Origin of the sequence: Rhodanobacter sp. C06 (assembly GCF_002001105.1) — a bacterium.
Classification (GTDB): domain Bacteria; phylum Pseudomonadota; class Gammaproteobacteria; order Xanthomonadales; family Rhodanobacteraceae; genus Rhodanobacter_A.
Window position 1 is genome coordinate 110,918 of the sequence record NZ_MUNP01000059.1, and the last position, 15,767, is coordinate 126,684.

Consider the following 15,767-nt stretch of genomic DNA (forward strand, 5'->3'; position numbering starts at 1 on the left):
ATTGCGCCGCACCAGTAGACCACTGGCATGCGTTCGGCAGAATTGGTCTGCTCCGCGACGGGCCGTGGCGTGGCGATGTGCGCCGCAGTGGTCTGCAGCAAAGCCCGGTGCGGGCTCAGTGCCCCATGGCACCGCCCGCGCTGCCGAACGGCGGTTTGGCGAACCACAGGATCGGGATCAGCAGCAGGAACAGCACTGCGCAGCCCCAGAACACGTCGTTCACCGCCAGGGTGAGCGCCTCGCGGTTCACCAGCTGGTCGATCAGCCCCAGGCTCTGCTGATGCGGCATGCCGTGGTTGGCGAGGTCCTGCAGGAACTGCGTGGCCGCGGGATGGCCGGGGCTGACGTTCTCGGTGAGGTTGGCATGGTGCAGTTCACTGCGGTGCTGCCACAGAGTCACCGTGATCGCGGTGGACATGGAGGAACCCATGGTGCGGCAGAAGTTGGACAGGCCCGAGGCGCTGGCGATCTCCGAGGCGGGCAGGCCGGAGAGGTAGATCTGGTTCAGCGGGATGAAGAAGCAGGGGATCGCCAGGCCCATCACGAAGCGGGGCACCACCAGCGTGCCGAACGAGGCGTTGCTGTCGAAGCTGGCGAACCACCACGAGGTGAACGCGAAGATGACGAAGGCGAACGTCACCACCGCGCGCAGTTCCAGCCGGTGCATGTTCTTGCCCAGGATCGGCGATATCAGGAACGCCAGCACGCCCACCGGCGCGGTGGCGAGGCCGGCCCAGGTGGCGGTGTAACCCAAGTCGATCTGCAGCCACAGCGGGAACACCACGTTGATGCCGAAGAACGCGAACATGCCCAGCGTCAGCGCCACCACGCCCACGGTGAAGTTGCGCTGCTTGAACAGCGACAGGTCGATCACCGGGTGCTTGGCGTGGATTTCCCACACCACCAGGAAGGTGAGGCAGACCAGCGCGGTGATGCCCAGCGTGAGGATCAGCGGCGAGGCGAACCAGTCGTGATCGTTGCCGTTGTCCAGCATGAATTGCAGGCAGCCCACACCCACCACCAGCAGCACCAGGCCCACCATGTCGATCGGCGCCTTGAAGGTCTTCGTCTCGCGCTTGTGCAGGATCGACCAGGTGATCACCGCTGCGGCGATGCCCACCGGCAGGTTGATGTAGAAAATCCACGGCCAGGAGAAGTTGTCGGTGAGCCAGCCGCCCAGGATCGGGCCGAAGATCGGCGCCACCACCACGGTCATCGCCCACAATGCAAGCGCAATGCCCTGTTTCTCCTTCGGGTAACTGGTCAGCAGCAGGGTCAGCGACAGCGCCACCATCGGGCCGGAACCCGCGCCCTGCAGCAGCCGGCAGACCACCAGCATCGGCATGCTGGTGGCCAGGCCGCACAGCATCGAGAAGACCACGAACAGCAGCACCGACACCACGAAGGTGCGTACTTCGCCGAAGCGGCGCGCGATCCAGCCGGTGAGCGGCTGCATGATCGCGCTGGCCAGCGCGTAGGAACTGATCGTCCAGGTGCCCTCGCTGGGGCTCACGCCGAGGCTGCCGGAGATGTGCGGCACGGCCACGTTGACGATGGTCATGTCCAGCACTTCCATGAAGGTGCTGAACGCGACGGCGATGGTGAGCAGCGCCAGCGGACCGCCATGCAGCGGCTTCAGCGGGGCGGCGTTCTCGGGCGTGGTGGCCATGGGGATTCGCTGGGTATGGTGGGCGTATCGCGGCTGAAGCCGCTCCTGCAGGCATCTGTGTCGTAGGAGTGGCCTCAGCCGCGATGCTTACTTGCCGAGATTGGCTTCGATCACCTTCGCGGCCTCGGCGTCGGCCTCGCTGGCGATGCGGTCGTACACGGTGGTCTCGGCAGCCGGCAGGGCGGGGCCGGCCGCCAGCACCTTGCCCTGGTCGTGGCTGATGTCCACGGTGACGTCGGCGGACAGGCCCACGCGCAGCGGATGCTGGTCCAGTTCCTTGTCGTCCAGCGCGATGCGCACCGGCACGCGCTGCACCACCTTGATCCAGTTGCCGGTGGCGTTCTGCGCGGGCAGCAGCGAGAACACGCTGCCGGTGCCGGCGCCCAGGCCAACGACCTTGCCGCGGTATTCCACCTTGCCGCCGTAGAGGTCGGTGGTGATCTTCGCGGGCTGGCCGATGCGGATGTGACGCAGCTGGTTTTCCTTGAAGTTCGCGTCCACCCACAGGTCGTGCAGCGGCACCACACTCATCAGCGGCTGGCCGGGCGCCACGCTGTTGCCCAGCTGCACGCTGCGCTCGGCCACGTAGCCGGACACCGGCGCCACGATGGTGTTGCGCTGGGCGGCCACCCAGGCGGCGCGGAAGTTCGCGCGTGCCTGCTGCACGGCGGGGTTGCCGGCGATGTCGGTCCCGGCGATGGCGGCATGCGCGGCCTTGGCCTGCGCCTGGGCCGCATCCAGCGCGGCCTGTGCGCCGGCCACGGCGTCGCGCAGGTGCTGCACGATCTCGGGCGATTCGGCCTGGGCGGCGACCAGCGGCAGGTGGCGCTTCAGGTCGGCCTGGGCCTTCTGCAGTTCGACCTTGCGCGCCGCCACCGCGGCGTCGGCGCCGCTGGCGCTGTCGGTCTGGCCACGCACCTGGCGCACCGCGAGCGCCAGCGCACTGCGCGCCTGGCGCAGGCGCACGTCGGCGTCGGTGGGATCGAGACGCACCAGCACCTGGCCGGCGTCGACGTGTTCTGTGTTGTCGGCCAGCACCGCCACCACGGTGCCGGGCACCTGGGCGGAGATGCCCACCAGGTTGCCGCCCACGTAGGCGTTGTCGGTGCTCTCGCGGGTGGAGAACACGAAGAGCCAGAGCAGGAACCAGGCCAGCGCGGCGAGGATGAACACCGTCGTCACGATCACCAGCGCACGCCTGCGCCTGGGCGGATCCTTGGCGGCGAAACCGCTGTCGTTGCGGTCCTGCGGCTGGGCGGATTCGGTGGCGCTCATGGGCGTGGGCTCCGGCTGATGTTCGGGGAAGTGGGAGTCGTGCTGGCGGTGTCGGCGGGCATGCGGTAGCCGCCGCCCAGCGCCTTGATCAGGGCGAGATCGGTGGTCAGCGCCTGGGCATGCAGGCTGACCGCCTGATCCCGTTGCTGCAGCAACTGCGCCTGCGCGGCCAGACCTTCACGGGCGTCGCGCACGCCTTGGCGCAGGCGGGCCTGCGCGCTGGCGACGAGATGCTCGTCGGCGTCGACCTGCTGCCTTTGCTGCCGGCGGGTCGTGGCCAGTTGCTCGGCGGCCAGCGCCTGGCTGGCGACCTCGCGGGCGGCATGGAACACCGTCGCGTCGTACTGCGCCACCGCGTCGCCGAGCTGGGCGCGGCTGATGCCGTAGGCAGCCTTCAGCCGGCCGCCCTCGAAGATCGGCAGATGCAGCGCGGGGGTAAGCCCGAACACGCGGCTGCCCGCGCTGAACACGTTGTCCAGGCTGCCGGAGCTGCCGCCGCCGAACAGCGCCGGCGCGCCCTGGTTGGTGCTGGACAGTCCGGCCATCGCGGTGATGCTGATGTCCGGGAAGAACTGCGCGCGGGCCACATCGGTCTGCTTCAGCGCCGCCTCCACCTGCCAGCGGCTGGCGGCGATGTCGGGGCGGCGGGCGATCAGGTCGAGTTTGGCGTCGGCGGGCAGCGCGCCGCCGGTGGCGGGCAGCGGCCGTGGCGCGAGCGGCGGCAAGTGTTCCGGCGCCACGCCGAGCAGGGCGGCCAGCGCCACCTTGCGGATCTGCGCCGAGCTTTCCAGCGCGGTCTGTGCCTGCTGCACAGCGATGACGCGCGAACGGGCCTCCTGCACGGTATCGGGCAGGTCCACGCCTTGCCGCACGCGCAGCTCGGCGATGGCTAGCAGGCGCTGCTGCACGGCCAACGACTGCCGGGCCAGCGCCAGCCGGGCCTCGTCGGCGAGCCAGCCGAAATAGGTGTCCGCCACCGCGTTCTGGATCGTCAGCGCGGCCGCGCTGCGCTGCGCCTCGGCGGCATGCGCCTGGTCCAGCGCGCTCTCGATCGCCGCCCGCTTCTTGCCCCACCAGTCGAACTCGTACTGGAACTGCACGCCCAAGTCGGCCTGGTTGTACCAGGTGAAGCCCAGGAACTTCGGCGGGATCATGCCGTGCTCACTCAGGCGCTGCCGCGTGACTTGGGCGCTGCCGTTGATGCTCAGCCCGGCCTGCGCGGCGGCAAGCTTCACCGATTGCTCGGCGGTGTGCACGCGGCCTTGCGCCTGGACGAGGTCGGGCGACTGCTGCAGCGCCGTCGCCATCAGTTGGTCGAGTTGCGGGTCGTCATAGGCGCGCCACCAGTCGGTGGCCGGCCAGCCGGCGCGGGTGGGTGCCGAGAGGCCGGCCAGCGGCACGTCGTCGCGCAGCGCAGGGTGCTGCAGTTTCGGCGGTGCGAACGCGCAGCCGGCGAGTGTCAAGGCGACGGCAAGGGCCAGGGCCACGCGTGGGCGGGGCGGGGCGAAAGTCATCTGGGGCTCCTTCACGACGCGTCGTCCGCGTCGAGCTGGTCGAGGTTGCGGGCGAGCTTGCGCAGCAGGCGGCTGAGCTGACGCCGGTCGGTGGCGCTGAAGCCGGCGAACATCGCCTCCACGCGGGGAAACATCGGCGGCAGCAGCTTCTGCACGAAGCGGCGGCCGGCGGCGGTGATGCGCATCAATACGCAGCGGCGATCCTCGACGCTGGCGCCGCGCGAGATCAGGCCGCGCTTGACCAACGCGTTGCCGATGCGGGTCATGTTGGTGCTGCCCTGCGAGGTGAACTCGCACAGCTCGCCGGGGGTGGAACTGCCGTCCGGGCGGCTGTGCAGCATCACCAGGGTAAGGAATTCGCTGTGGTTCAGCTGGTGCTGCCGGATTTGTTCCCCCAGCCCATCGTCGAGGCGGGCGCCCACCATCACCATCAACCGGCACAGCGTGACCTGCTCGGCGGGCAGATGCGGAATGACCTCGCGCATCCGCCCGATACCCTCGTCCATCATCGCGATGCAGTTGTCGAGACGCGCCATTTCACCAATTCATATTTCACCAGTGAAATAAATTCTGGCGTGGCTTGTCATGCGGTGCAAGTGCCGCGATCAACGGGCTGCGGGTTCAGGCAGTCGAAACAACTTGCGGGCGTTGGCGGTGGTTGCAGCTGCCACCGCGTGCTCCGGCTCGCCGCGCAGCGCCGCCACGCAACGCAGCACCTCGGCGACGCGTGCCGGTTCGTTGCGCTGGCCGCGGTGGTTCGCGTCGGGCTGGTCCGGTGCGTCGCTCTCCAGCAGCAGGAACTCGATCGGCATGTCCGCCACGATGCGGCGCAGGCGCTGCGCCCGCTCGTAGGTCACCGGTCCGCCGATGCCGACCATGAAGCCGAGGTTCCACAGCCGGCGTGCCTGCTCCTCGCTGCCGGAGAAGCTGTGCACCACGCCGCGCACGCCGGGATGGCGGCGCAGGGTGAGGATCACTTCCTCCAGTGCCTGGCGGGCGTGCACGATCACCGGCAGGTGGAGCTCGCGGGCCAGCGCCAGTTGCCGCGCAAAGTAATCGCGCTGCAGTGCGGGGTCCAATTCGTGGGCGTGGAAATCCAGCCCGATCTCGCCGACCGCCACGGCAGCGTTCGCGTCACACCATGACAACAAGGCATCCACATCGCCGGGCGCATGCTGCTGCAGGTACAGCGGGTGCAGGCCGTAGGCAGGAAACAGCGTGCGTGGATGCGCCGCGCAGAGGTCGCGGATGCGCGTCCAGCTGACTGCATCCACGGCCGGCACCACCAGTTGCTCGATGCCGGCGTCGCGCGCCCGCTGCAGCACCTGGGCGCGGTCGGCATCGAAGGCGCGGTCGTCAAGATGGACGTGGCTGTCGGCAAGCACGGGCGTGATGCGTCTCTCGTTTTCCGATACCGGACGTCGATGTCGGCTGAAGCGATCTCAACGTGAAGTTAGTGTAACGGCGACGGTCTAGGTGTTATTCAGATACGTGAAGGTTCAATGGCGCTGCAGGTCGCAGGCGGGGCATGTCGCACCCGTCGCGGTCGGACACTGACAGAGGAGGATGGATATGAACAGGTTGATGGTCAATGCACTCAATGTGGGGATTGCTGCCGCGCTGGCCGTCGGCTTGTCGGCCTGCAATCGCAGCGCCGATGCCGGCACGCAGGGCGCGCAGGCGGCGGCCTCCGCGGCGGCACCGATGCCTGCACAGCAGCCGGCGCAACCGGCGGGTCCGCAGTACGCCCAGGTGACCAGCGTGACGCCGGTACGTTCGTCCGGGACGGCGGCGCATCAGGTCTGCCGCGACGAGGTGGTGAATCACACCGCGCCGCCGAAGGACCAGCACAACATCGCCGGTACCGCGATCGGCGCCGTCGCCGGCGGCCTGCTCGGCCACATGGTCGGTGGTGGCAAGGGCAAGACGCTGGCCACGGTGGCCGGTGCGGTGGGCGGCGGCTACGCCGGCAACCGCATCGAGAACGCGCATCACCAGCCGCAAGTGACCCAGACGACGGAGCAGCGTTGCAGCACGGTCGCCGGCAGCAACGGCAAGATCATCGGTTACGACGTGCAGTACGTGTACAACGGCGTCACCCGCACCACGCGCATGGATCACGACCCGGGCGATCGCGTGCAGGTGCAGGAGGGCGTGACCGCCGTTTCGGACGCCCGTTGATCACCGGTTCCGCAGCCCTCGAAGGAGCAGTGCAATGAACATCACCATGCGACGCATCGTTCCGGCGGCCGTGTTGGCGGCGGGGCTGGCGCTGTCTGGTTGCGCCACCGGTCCCGGCTACGGCAACGGTGGCTACCAGCAGGGTTACGGGCAGGGCCGTGGCGGTGGCTACGGCCGCTGCCAGGGCTGCGGTGTGGTGCAGGATGTGCAGCCGGTGTACGTCGACAATGGCAATGGCAACGGCGGCGTGCTGGGTGCGGTGATCGGCGCCGTGGCCGGCGGCGTGCTGGGCAGCACCATCGGCAAGGGTGACGGCCGCAAGGCTGCCACGGTGGTCGGTGCGGTGGCCGGCGGTGTCGTCGGCAACCAGATCGGCAAGCGTTCCGACGATGGCGACAATGCCTGGCGGATCGTGGTGCGGTTGGACAACGGCCAGTACGCCACGGTGACCCAGCGCGATAACCCGAATGTGCGCAACGGCGACTACGTGCAGGTGCGCGACGGGCAGGTCTACCCGATGTAGGTTCTTCGAAGTGGACGTCTGGATGTCTGGACGTCTGGATGTCCAAATGAAAAGGCCCTCGCAAGAGGGCCTTTTTTTATGAAGTGCAGCCATGGATGGCCGCCCGTTTGATTTTAGCGATCAAGGATGATCGCAAAGATGTCAGTTCACGGCGTAGAACGTGTGGTCGCCGATCGTGATCGATGGCTTGTTGCGCGACCATGCCGGCGCTATCGCCACGGTGGCGAAGTGATCGGCGCGCGGCACCACGGCGCTGCGCTGGTTCGCCGGCAGCTGCCAGACGTGGATCATCCGTCCGGCGATTTCCCATGCCTTGTGGAAAGCCTCGACGTTGGTGATCTCGAACGAGCCGGGCGTGGTGGTGGTGGCGAACTGATGCGGCGCCATCACGACTTCGCACACCGTGTTGCCCCACTGGCCGCGTTCGCGGCGCCGCATCGCCACTTCGGCGACGGCCATCTGGCCGACGGTGGATTGGCTGCGCGCCTCCAGGTACACCGTCGTGGCCAGGCACGCCTGGTTCGCGACGGGTTGCGGCATCAGGGTGGTCATCCACAACAGCATGGAAAGTTTCATTGTCTGCCTCCAGCGTGCTGTACGCGCAGACCTAAGGAACTGTCCGGGCGCCGTTGCGGTGGACGGGCTGGCAGGCCGTTCCACCTGGATTGATCGCACAGCCGAAACTTGTGGCTGGGCGAATGCCACGGGATTGTGGCGTTCGAGCGGCGGCATCTGTGCCGATCGAGGATGTTGTCGAGGCGCTGCGCGGCAGCGGTGCCGTGTAGCCTGCAACTTGTTCCGCACTTGGGCGGGTGTTCCATCCGGCGTTCTTCACCGGGTCGCGCCGATACGGAATCTTCCGGTTCGTCGCGTGCTTCGGCAGCCGTGGGTAGCGGATGCCGCATCGATAGGGTGGGCGGAGCCTAACGGCGGATTTTTTTCACGGCAAGTGCCGGGGTGTTCCGATTCAACGCGCACTCATGCAAAACGTCGACAAAAGTGAACGACTGTTCACGCAACTGCGACGATGTACACGCTTCTAGCTCTCCCAGCGATGTTGCATGCACAACATCAGGCCATCGTCGAGTTGCAGTGCGTCGCGCTCCGTCATCGTTGATGCGATGTCGTCGTTCAACACCGCGAGTGCGTCGATGTTGTTGCCATCGTCGACGACATCGAGCAGCACGCCGATGTCGTTGCCGTCGCGATGCAGGATGTCGCCGGCGATCGCGTTGCGCGTGAGGCGCACGTTGCACAGACGTCGCTTGTGCCCGCCGCGCCAGTGCAGGCGCGCAACGATTTCCTGGCCGGGATAGCAGCCCTTGTCGATCGCGACGGCTTGCAGGCGATGCAGCGACAGTGCGGGCGGCAGCAAGACATCGAGTGCGGAAGCCGGCAGCCAGGGCCAACCCAGCAGGATTTGTGCTCGTCGCCAGTGCTCGTCGCCCGTGCCGTCGGCAACGAGCTGCAGACTGTGCGAGCCGCAACCCAGCGCGACGGCGTTCGATGCGACGTGCGCGGTGTGCAGCGGCAATGCGGCACCGGTGGCCAGCACCTGCCATGGCGACGGTTGCAGCGTGAGCCTGGAGCGGAACACGTAGCGTCGCAGGGCTTCGCCCAGCGTCGCCGCGTCGCCGCCGCGCAGCAGCAGCAGCAGCCGTTGTTCGTCCAGCCGCGCCAGATGGAACAGTGCACGCACGCGGCCTTGCGCACCCAGCCATGCGCCGAACTGCCACGCGCCGACGGCGAGTGACTGGACGTTGCTGCTGAATTGCGCGTGCGCGTGGGCGAGCGCGTCGGGACCTTCGATCAGCAGGGTTTCGGCATGGCGGGTAGTCGACATAGACACATGCAGGTGTGGTCGGCGGCGGCGGAACACAAGTCGCCGTGGTGCCCGGTGCAGGCAGCGCTCGCGACATTCGTCAAGGTTGTGCGGCACTGCGGCAAGTATTAACCTTCCGCGGCTTGCAATGACCATGTCCGACACTTCCCGCCCAACCGAATCCAGGCCTGCATCCGCTTCCGCGGAACCGCCGGTCGTGCCCGCGCAACCGGCGGGGGAGAAGGCGGCGACGAAGCGGCTGGCGCCCGATCCCACCCGCTACGGCGATTGGGAAAAGAACGGGCGCTGCATCGATTTCTGATGCGTCGCGCGGCGGCATGCGTCGTCGCGCGTTGCGGTACGGCTTGGAAGACAGCTCCAGCGATTCCACTTCAGGATAGCCGCCATGGCAGACACGCGACGACCGCTCTCTCCCCATCTGCAGGTCTACAAGTGGCAGGTGCAGATGATGACCTCCATCCTGCATCGCGCCACCGGCATCGCGTTGGCCGTGGGCACGCTCCTGGTGGTCTGGGGCCTGCTGGCACTGGCCGCCGGCGAAAGCCACTTCGACCAGTTCAAGACCTGCATCGGCAGCCCGCTCGGCATCATTCTGCTGGTCGGCTGGAGTTGGGCGCTGTTCTATCACTTGTGCAACGGCATCCGTCACCTGGTGCAGGACACCGGTGCGGGTTATGCGATTCCGCAGTTCGTGCGTTCGAGCTGGCTGTCGGTGATCGTCAGCCTGCTGCTGGTGATCCTTGTCTGGGCCTATGTGCTGACCGCCGGAGGTGCCGCATGAGCGCGAACGCGAAGGATCTGCGCCATCCGCTGAAGCGCGCGCGTGGCCTCGGCTCCGCGCAGTCGGGCGTGGGCCACTGGTGGACGCAGCGTGTCACCGCCGCAGCGCTGATCCTGCTCGGCGTGTGGTTCGTCATCACCGTGTTGTCGCTGCTGCACGCCGACTACGCCACGGCGAAGGCTGCGGTGGCGAAGCCGTGGAACGCGCTGCTGCTGATCCTGTTCATCGTCACCATGTTCTGGCACGCCGTGCTCGGCCTGCAGGTGGTGATCGAAGACTACGTGCACACCCGCTGGAAGGAAGTGGTGCTGCTGGTGGCGATCAAGTTCCTCGCGGTGCTGTGCGCGCTCGCGGGCGTGCTGGCCGTGCTGCGCATCGCATTGGGAGTCTGAGACCGTGGAAAGCTACAAGATCCAGCAGCACAAGTACGACGTGGTGGTGGTCGGCGCCGGCGGCGCGGGCCTGCGCGCCACCTTCGGCCTGGCCGAGAAGGGCCTGAAGGCCGCCTGCATCACCAAGGTGTTCCCGACCCGCTCGCACACGGTGGCGGCACAGGGCGGCATCGCCGCCGCGCTCGGCAACATGGGCGAGGACGACTGGCGTTTCCACTTCTACGACACGGTGAAGGGCGGCGACTGGCTGGGCGACCAGGACGCGATCGAGTACATGTGCAAGAACGCGCCACAGTCGGTGATCGAGCTGGAGCACTACGGCGTGCCGTTCTCGCGCACCGAGGACGGCCACATCTACCAGCGTCCGTTCGGCGGCATGACCACGCACTACGGCAAGGGCACCGCGCAGCGCACCTGCGCCGCCGCCGACCGCACCGGCCACGCGATCCTGCACACGCTGTACCAGCAGGCGCTGGCGCACGATGCCGAGTTCTTCGTCGAGTACTTCGCGATCGACTTGATCTTCGACGACGAGGGCGTCTGCCGCGGCGTGCTGGCGCTGGACATGAACGAGGGCACCCTGCACCTGTTCCGCGGCCAGGCCGTTGTGCTGGCCACCGGCGGCTACGGTCGCGCCTATTTCAGCGCCACCTCGGCGCACACCTGCACCGGCGACGGCGGCGGCATGGTGCTGCGCGCCGGCCTGGCGCTGCAGGACATGGAGTTCGTGCAGTTCCATCCCACCGGCATCTACGGCGCGGGCTGCCTCATTACCGAAGGCGTGCGCGGCGAAGGCGGCTACCTCACCAATTCCGAGGGCGAGCGCTTCATGGAGCGCTATGCGCCCAGCGCCAAGGACCTGGCCTCGCGCGACGTGGTCAGCCGCGCCATCACCATCGAGATCCGCGAAGGCCGCGGCGTGGGCGAGCACAAGGACCACGCCTTCCTCAACCTGATGCATCTCGGCCCCGAGGTGATCCACGAGCGGCTGCCGGGCATCGCCGAATCGGCGCGCATCTTCGCCGGCGTGGACGTGACCAAGGAGCCGATCCCGATCCTGCCCACGGTGCACTACAACATGGGCGGCATCCCGACCAACTATCACGGCGAAGTGGTGCAGAAGAAGGGCGACGATGTCGACGCCGTGGTGCCGGGCCTGTTCGCGATTGGCGAGGCGGCTTGCGTGTCGGTGCACGGCGGCAACCGGCTGGGTTCCAACTCGTTGCTCGACCTGGTGGTGTTCGGCCGCGCGGTGGCGCACCGCTGCGCCGAGCTGGTCAAGCCGGGCGCGGCGCACAAGGACCTGCCTGCCAGTGCGCTGGACCAGGCGCTGGCCCGCTTCGACGGCCTGCGCCACGCCAGCGGCGAGCTGCCCACCGCACAGATCCGCCTCGACATGCAGCGCACCATGCAGACCGATGCCGCGGTGTTCCGCACGGGTGAAACGCTCAAGGAAGGCTGCGAGAAGATCGACGCGGTGCACGCCTCGTTCAAGCACGTGAAGGTCAGCGACCGCTCGATGGTGTGGAACTCCGACCTGATCGAGACGCTGGAACTGGCCAACCTGCTCGACCAGGCGGTGGCCACCATGCACTCGGCGGAGCAGCGCCCGGAGAGCCGCGGCGCCCATGCGCGCGAGGACTTCCCGGACCGCAATGATGCCGAATGGATGAAGCACACCATGGTCAAGGTGGACGAAAACGGCAAGACCAGCTTCGACTACCGCCCGGTGCACATGTTCACCCTGACCGACGAGGTCGAGGTGGTGCCGCCGAAGAAGCGAGTCTATTGACGCCCCCGTAGGAGCGGCTTCAGCCGCGACCAGAGGTCATCGGGGCCGCAGCCCCTCCTACAAGTTCGATTGAAGGGTTCCGCACATGGCAGAGTTTTCGCTACCCAAGAATTCCAGGATCCAGCCAGGCAAGCACTTTCCGGCGAAGGATGCGAAGAAGCCCCGCACCTTCCGCATCTATCGCTGGAGCCCGGACGACGGCCAGAACCCGCGCATCGACACCTACGAGGTGGATCTGGCCGCGTGCGGCCCGATGGTTCTGGACGCGCTGCTCAAGATCAAGAACGAGATCGACCCCACGCTCACGCTGCGTCGCTCTTGCCGCGAGGGCATCTGCGGCTCGTGCGCGATGAACATCGACGGCACCAACACGCTGGCCTGCATCTGCGCGATCGACAACGTGGCCAAGGGCGACGTGAAGATCTACCCGCTGCCGCACATGCCGGTGGTGAAGGATCTGGTGCCCGACCTCACCCACTTCTACGCCCAGTTCGCCTCGATCAAGCCGTGGATGCGCACGCAGAGCGCCGCGCCGTACAAGGAGCGCCTGCAGTCGCCGGAAGACCGCAAGAAGCTCGATGGCCTGTACGAGTGCATCCTGTGCGCCTGCTGCTCCACCAGCTGCCCCAGCTACTGGTGGAACGGCGACCGCTACCTCGGCCCGGCGATCCTGCTGCAGGCCTACCGCTGGATCGTGGACAGCCGCGACGAGGACACCGGCGCCCGCCTGGACGACCTGGAAGACCCGTTCAAGCTCTACCGCTGCCACACCATCATGAACTGCGCGCGCACCTGCCCGAAGGGTTTGAACCCGGCCAAGGCGATCGCGGAGATCAAGAAGCTGATGGTGGAGCGGCGGGCGTAAGCCTGCTTTTCCCTCTCCCCTCCGGGGAGAGGGCAGGGTGAGGGGGCGGGTGCTCGCGGGAAGCTTGAACGAGGAAATCCTTCGATGATGGATCGACGCAAGATCGCCCCCTCACCTCAATCCTCTCCCCGAAGGGGAGAGGAGGCAAAGGAGGCGCTACGCGCGCTTTGATCTTATGGACGCTGCCCGCATCAAGCGCCTGCGCTGGCGCACCCGCCGCGGCACCCGCGAACTCGATGCGCTGTTCGGTGGCTGGCTCGACGAGGCCTTTCCGCACGCCGACGAGGCGCAACAGCAAGCCTTCGACGAACTGCTCGACGTGCAGGACCCTGACCTGTGGGATTGGGTGATGGGCCACGCGAAGGCGCCGCGCGCGGACTGGCAGGCGATCATCGATGACATCCGTGCCCGCCATCGGCTTTGAATACCGGCCTTCGCGCTGGTTGCCGCGCCTGCTGCAGGCCGTGGCGGTCCTGGCCATGCTGGCGGTGCTGCTGAGCGGCCTGCCGTGGTGGCTGAAGACGGTGTTGCTCGTTGCCGTCGCGCTGGTCGCGTATCGCGCCATGCGCCGCTGGTCGGCCTCCCTGGTGCGGGCGGCGGGTTGGAGCGGTGAAGGCGGCTGGAGCCTGCGGCTCGCCGATCACAGCGACCTGCCGGCCAGCCTGGCTTCGTTTCGGGTGCTAGGCGCCTGCATCCTGCTGCGGCTGCGCGCCGCTCCGCTGGGCGAGCAGGTGCTGCTGCTGGCGCCGGACAACAGCGATGCGGACATCCGCCGCCGCCTGCGCATGCGGCTGGCCACCGTGCAACTGGACGAAGCCACGCCGCGCATCTGAACCCCGGCTCCCGCAGGCACTTCGCGGCGCCTGCGTTGTCCCAGCGAATGCCGGATAATGCCGGTTCCTTCGGGCGAGCCGCCCAGCCATTCACCTGCGACCGCCCATGTTCCGACCGCTCGAGCTTTTCATCGGCCTGCGCTATACCCGCGCCAAGCGGCGCAACCAGTTCATCTCCTTCATCTCCGCGGTCTCCATCGTCTGCATCTCGATCAGCGTGATCGCGCTGATCACCGTGATGTCGGTGATGAACGGCTTCGACTACCAGATGAAGACGCGCATCCTCGGCGCGATCTCGCACGCGACCATCTCCGGCATCGGCCAGAGCATCGAGGACTGGCCGCGTGCGCTGAAGATCGCCGAGGCGAACCCGCACGTAAAGGGCGCTGCACCCTATGTGGAAATCCAGGCGCTGCTGCAGGGCCGGGCGCCGGCCGCGGCGATGGTGCGCGGCATCGATCCGGCGCTGGAGCCGAAGGTGGTCGACATCGGCCAGCACATGGTGCACGGCAAGCTAGCCGCGCTCACCCCCGGCAGCTGGAACATCGTGCTGGGGCAGGATCTCGCCACCCAGCTCGGCGTGAGCGTGGGCGACCAGGTGGTGATGGCGGTGCCGGAATTCCGCGCCACGCCGTTCGGCGGCGTGCCGCGCATGCGCGGCTTCCACGTGGTGGGCACGTTCGCGATGGGCATGGAGCAGTTCGACTCCGGCCTCGCCCTGGTCAACATCCAGGACGCAGAGAAGCTCAACAGCTTGAGCGGACCCAGCGGCATCCGCCTGAAGCTGGACGACCTGTTCAACGCGCGCCCGGTGGCGCACGAACTGGCCGACCGGCTGGGCCAGATCTACCAGGTGCAGACCTGGGAGCAGACCAACGCCAACCTGTTCTCCGCGATCTCGATGGAGAAGAAGGTGATGGGCGTCATCCTGTCGCTGATCATCCTGGTGGCGGTGATCAACTTGGTCTCGATGCTGATGATGCTGGTCACCGACAAGCAGGCCGACATCGCGATCCTGCGCACGCTGGGCGCCACGCCGCGCAGCGTGATGGGCATGTTCATGGTGCAGGGCTTGCTGGTGGGCCTGGTCGGCATCGGTTTCGGCGTGAGCCTGGGTTCGCTGCTGTCGTGGAAGCTGCCGGGCATCGTGAAGGTGATCGAGCACGTCTTCCACGTGCAGTTCCTGTCGCCGGACGTGTATTACATCAGCGAGGTGCCCAGCCGGCTCGAGTTGCATGACGTGGGCTGGGTGGCCTTGGTCACGTTCGCGTTCTCGCTGCTGGCCACCTTGTATCCCGCGTGGCGCGCCTCGCGCACGCAGCCGGCGCAGGCGCTGCGCTATGAGTGAGACCACCCGGAATAAGAGCGTCCCGATGCCGTCGAACGATTGCGTGCTGCGCGCCCATCGCGTGGCCAAGACCTATACCGAGAGCGGCCTCAATACCCCGGTACTCAGCGATGTCAGCTTCGAGCTGAAGCGTGGCGAGACGATGGCCATCGTGGGCGCCTCCGGCACCGGCAAGAGCACCTTGCTGCACATCCTGGGTGGGCTGGACACGCTCTCCAGCGGCGAGGTGGAAGTGGACGGCCGCCAGCTGTCGAAGCTCTCCGACGCCGAGCGCGGCCGCGTGCGCAATCGTTCGCTGGGTTTCGTCTACCAGTTCCACCATCTGCTGCCCGAGTTCACCGCACTGGAAAACGTGTGCATGCCGCTGCTGATCCGCGGCACCGCGATCGCCGAGGCGCAGCAGCAGTCCAATGCCTTGCTGGAACGGGTGGGGCTGGGCGCGCGCGCGCACCACAAGCCCAGCGAGCTCTCCGGCGGCGAACGCCAGCGTTGCGCGGTGGCGCGTGCGCTGGTCACCAAGCCCGCCTGCGTGCTGGGCGACGAGCCCACCGGCAACCTCGACGAGGGCAATGCGGCACAGGTCTACGAGTTGATGATCGAGCTCAATCGCGAGGTGGGTACCAGCTTCGTCCTGGTCACCCATGACCATCGCCTTGCGGGGCGAATGGATCGCACGCTGGTGCTGCATGGCGGCGTGTTGCGCGAGAAGCCGCGCGAATAGCTCCATGGCTTTCCCCTCTCACACTTGTGG

General features: G+C 67.4%; 18 protein-coding genes. 11 read left to right on the forward strand and 7 right to left on the reverse strand.

Annotated features, from left to right (window positions below):
* Positions 1–115: 115 nt before the first annotated feature.
* The 5 genes from B0E52_RS12755 to B0E52_RS12775 all read right to left on the reverse strand — a co-directional run bounded on the left by B0E52_RS12755 (position 116) and on the right by B0E52_RS12775 (position 5,843).
* The gene (locus B0E52_RS12755) at positions 116–1,669 is read right to left on the reverse strand and encodes a DHA2 family efflux MFS transporter permease subunit (protein WP_077484304.1); all 1,554 of its coding nucleotides are present in this window, start codon (positions 1,667–1,669) and stop codon (positions 116–118) included.
* A gap of 87 nt (positions 1,670–1,756) precedes the next feature.
* Positions 1,757–2,944, reverse strand: a complete 1,188-nt coding sequence (locus B0E52_RS12760; protein ID WP_077484306.1) for an HlyD family efflux transporter periplasmic adaptor subunit — start codon at positions 2,942–2,944, stop codon at positions 1,757–1,759.
* Positions 2,941–4,458, reverse strand: a complete 1,518-nt coding sequence (locus B0E52_RS12765) for an efflux transporter outer membrane subunit (protein WP_077484467.1) — start codon at positions 4,456–4,458, stop codon at positions 2,941–2,943. The genes B0E52_RS12760 and B0E52_RS12765 overlap by 4 nt, the downstream gene beginning before the upstream one ends.
* Positions 4,459–4,469: 11 nt before the next feature.
* Entirely contained in the window at positions 4,470–4,994 is a 525-nt protein-coding gene (locus B0E52_RS12770) for a MarR family transcriptional regulator (protein WP_077484308.1), read from the reverse strand.
* 69 nt (positions 4,995–5,063) lie between these two features.
* The gene (locus B0E52_RS12775) at positions 5,064–5,843 is read right to left on the reverse strand and encodes a TatD family hydrolase (protein ID WP_077484310.1); all 780 of its coding nucleotides are present in this window, start codon (positions 5,841–5,843) and stop codon (positions 5,064–5,066) included.
* A gap of 187 nt (positions 5,844–6,030) precedes the next feature.
* On the opposite strand from B0E52_RS12775, the gene B0E52_RS12780 reads away from it, so the two are divergent.
* Together B0E52_RS12780 and B0E52_RS12785 are read left to right on the forward strand one after the other, a co-directional pair.
* The gene (locus tag B0E52_RS12780) at positions 6,031–6,639 is read left to right on the forward strand and encodes a glycine zipper 2TM domain-containing protein (protein ID WP_077484312.1); all 609 of its coding nucleotides are present in this window, start codon (positions 6,031–6,033) and stop codon (positions 6,637–6,639) included.
* Between the two features lie 34 nt (positions 6,640–6,673).
* Positions 6,674–7,162 carry a glycine zipper 2TM domain-containing protein gene (locus tag B0E52_RS12785; RefSeq protein WP_077484314.1) on the forward strand — a complete coding sequence of 163 codons (489 nt, stop codon included), beginning with the start codon at positions 6,674–6,676 and terminating at the stop codon, positions 7,160–7,162.
* 141 nt (positions 7,163–7,303) lie between these two features.
* Here the strand turns inward: B0E52_RS12785 and B0E52_RS12790 are convergent, their stop codons facing one another.
* Together B0E52_RS12790 and B0E52_RS12795 are read right to left on the reverse strand one after the other, a co-directional pair.
* A complete protein-coding gene (locus B0E52_RS12790) occupies positions 7,304–7,738 on the reverse strand; it encodes a cell wall hydrolase (RefSeq protein ID WP_254426795.1) in 435 nt (144 codons plus the stop codon).
* Between the two features lie 463 nt (positions 7,739–8,201).
* Positions 8,202–9,005: a folate-binding protein YgfZ gene (locus B0E52_RS12795; protein WP_077484318.1), complete on the reverse strand. Its 804-nt coding sequence runs from the start codon at positions 9,003–9,005 to the stop codon at positions 8,202–8,204.
* A 196-nt stretch (positions 9,006–9,201) separates the two neighbouring features.
* Between B0E52_RS12795 and B0E52_RS18715 the strand changes: the two genes are divergently transcribed.
* The 9 genes from B0E52_RS18715 (at position 9,202) to lolD (ending at position 15,737) form a co-directional block, all read left to right on the forward strand.
* A complete protein-coding gene (locus B0E52_RS18715; protein ID WP_254426796.1) occupies positions 9,202–9,306 on the forward strand; it encodes a DUF1674 domain-containing protein in 105 nt (34 codons plus the stop codon).
* An 84-nt stretch (positions 9,307–9,390) separates the two neighbouring features.
* Positions 9,391–9,786, forward strand: coding sequence for a succinate dehydrogenase, cytochrome b556 subunit (gene sdhC / locus B0E52_RS12805; RefSeq protein WP_077484319.1), 396 nt, complete (start codon positions 9,391–9,393; stop codon positions 9,784–9,786).
* Positions 9,783–10,178 carry a succinate dehydrogenase, hydrophobic membrane anchor protein gene (sdhD, locus tag B0E52_RS12810; RefSeq protein WP_077484322.1) on the forward strand — a complete coding sequence of 132 codons (396 nt, stop codon included), beginning with the start codon at positions 9,783–9,785 and terminating at the stop codon, positions 10,176–10,178. Before sdhC ends, sdhD begins: the two co-directional genes overlap by 4 nt.
* 4 nt (positions 10,179–10,182) lie before the next feature.
* Positions 10,183–11,970: a succinate dehydrogenase flavoprotein subunit gene (sdhA, locus tag B0E52_RS12815; protein ID WP_077484324.1), complete on the forward strand. Its 1,788-nt coding sequence runs from the start codon at positions 10,183–10,185 to the stop codon at positions 11,968–11,970.
* An 85-nt stretch (positions 11,971–12,055) separates the two neighbouring features.
* On the forward strand, positions 12,056–12,835 hold the full coding sequence (locus tag B0E52_RS12820) for a succinate dehydrogenase iron-sulfur subunit (RefSeq protein ID WP_077484326.1): 780 nt from the start codon (positions 12,056–12,058) through the stop codon (positions 12,833–12,835).
* Positions 12,836–13,010: 175 nt separating this feature from the next.
* Positions 13,011–13,259, forward strand: coding sequence for a succinate dehydrogenase assembly factor 2 (locus B0E52_RS12825; protein WP_077484328.1), 249 nt, complete (start codon positions 13,011–13,013; stop codon positions 13,257–13,259).
* Positions 13,231–13,668 carry a protein YgfX gene (locus tag B0E52_RS12830; RefSeq protein WP_077484330.1) on the forward strand — a complete coding sequence of 146 codons (438 nt, stop codon included), beginning with the start codon at positions 13,231–13,233 and terminating at the stop codon, positions 13,666–13,668. Before B0E52_RS12825 ends, B0E52_RS12830 begins: the two co-directional genes overlap by 29 nt.
* A gap of 106 nt (positions 13,669–13,774) precedes the next feature.
* Positions 13,775–15,016, forward strand: coding sequence for a lipoprotein-releasing ABC transporter permease subunit (locus B0E52_RS12835; RefSeq protein WP_077484332.1), 1,242 nt, complete (start codon positions 13,775–13,777; stop codon positions 15,014–15,016).
* A gap of 25 nt (positions 15,017–15,041) precedes the next feature.
* Positions 15,042–15,737 carry a lipoprotein-releasing ABC transporter ATP-binding protein LolD gene (gene lolD, locus B0E52_RS12840; RefSeq protein WP_077484334.1) on the forward strand — a complete coding sequence of 232 codons (696 nt, stop codon included), beginning with the start codon at positions 15,042–15,044 and terminating at the stop codon, positions 15,735–15,737.
* The last annotated feature ends 30 nt before the right edge of the window (positions 15,738–15,767 follow it).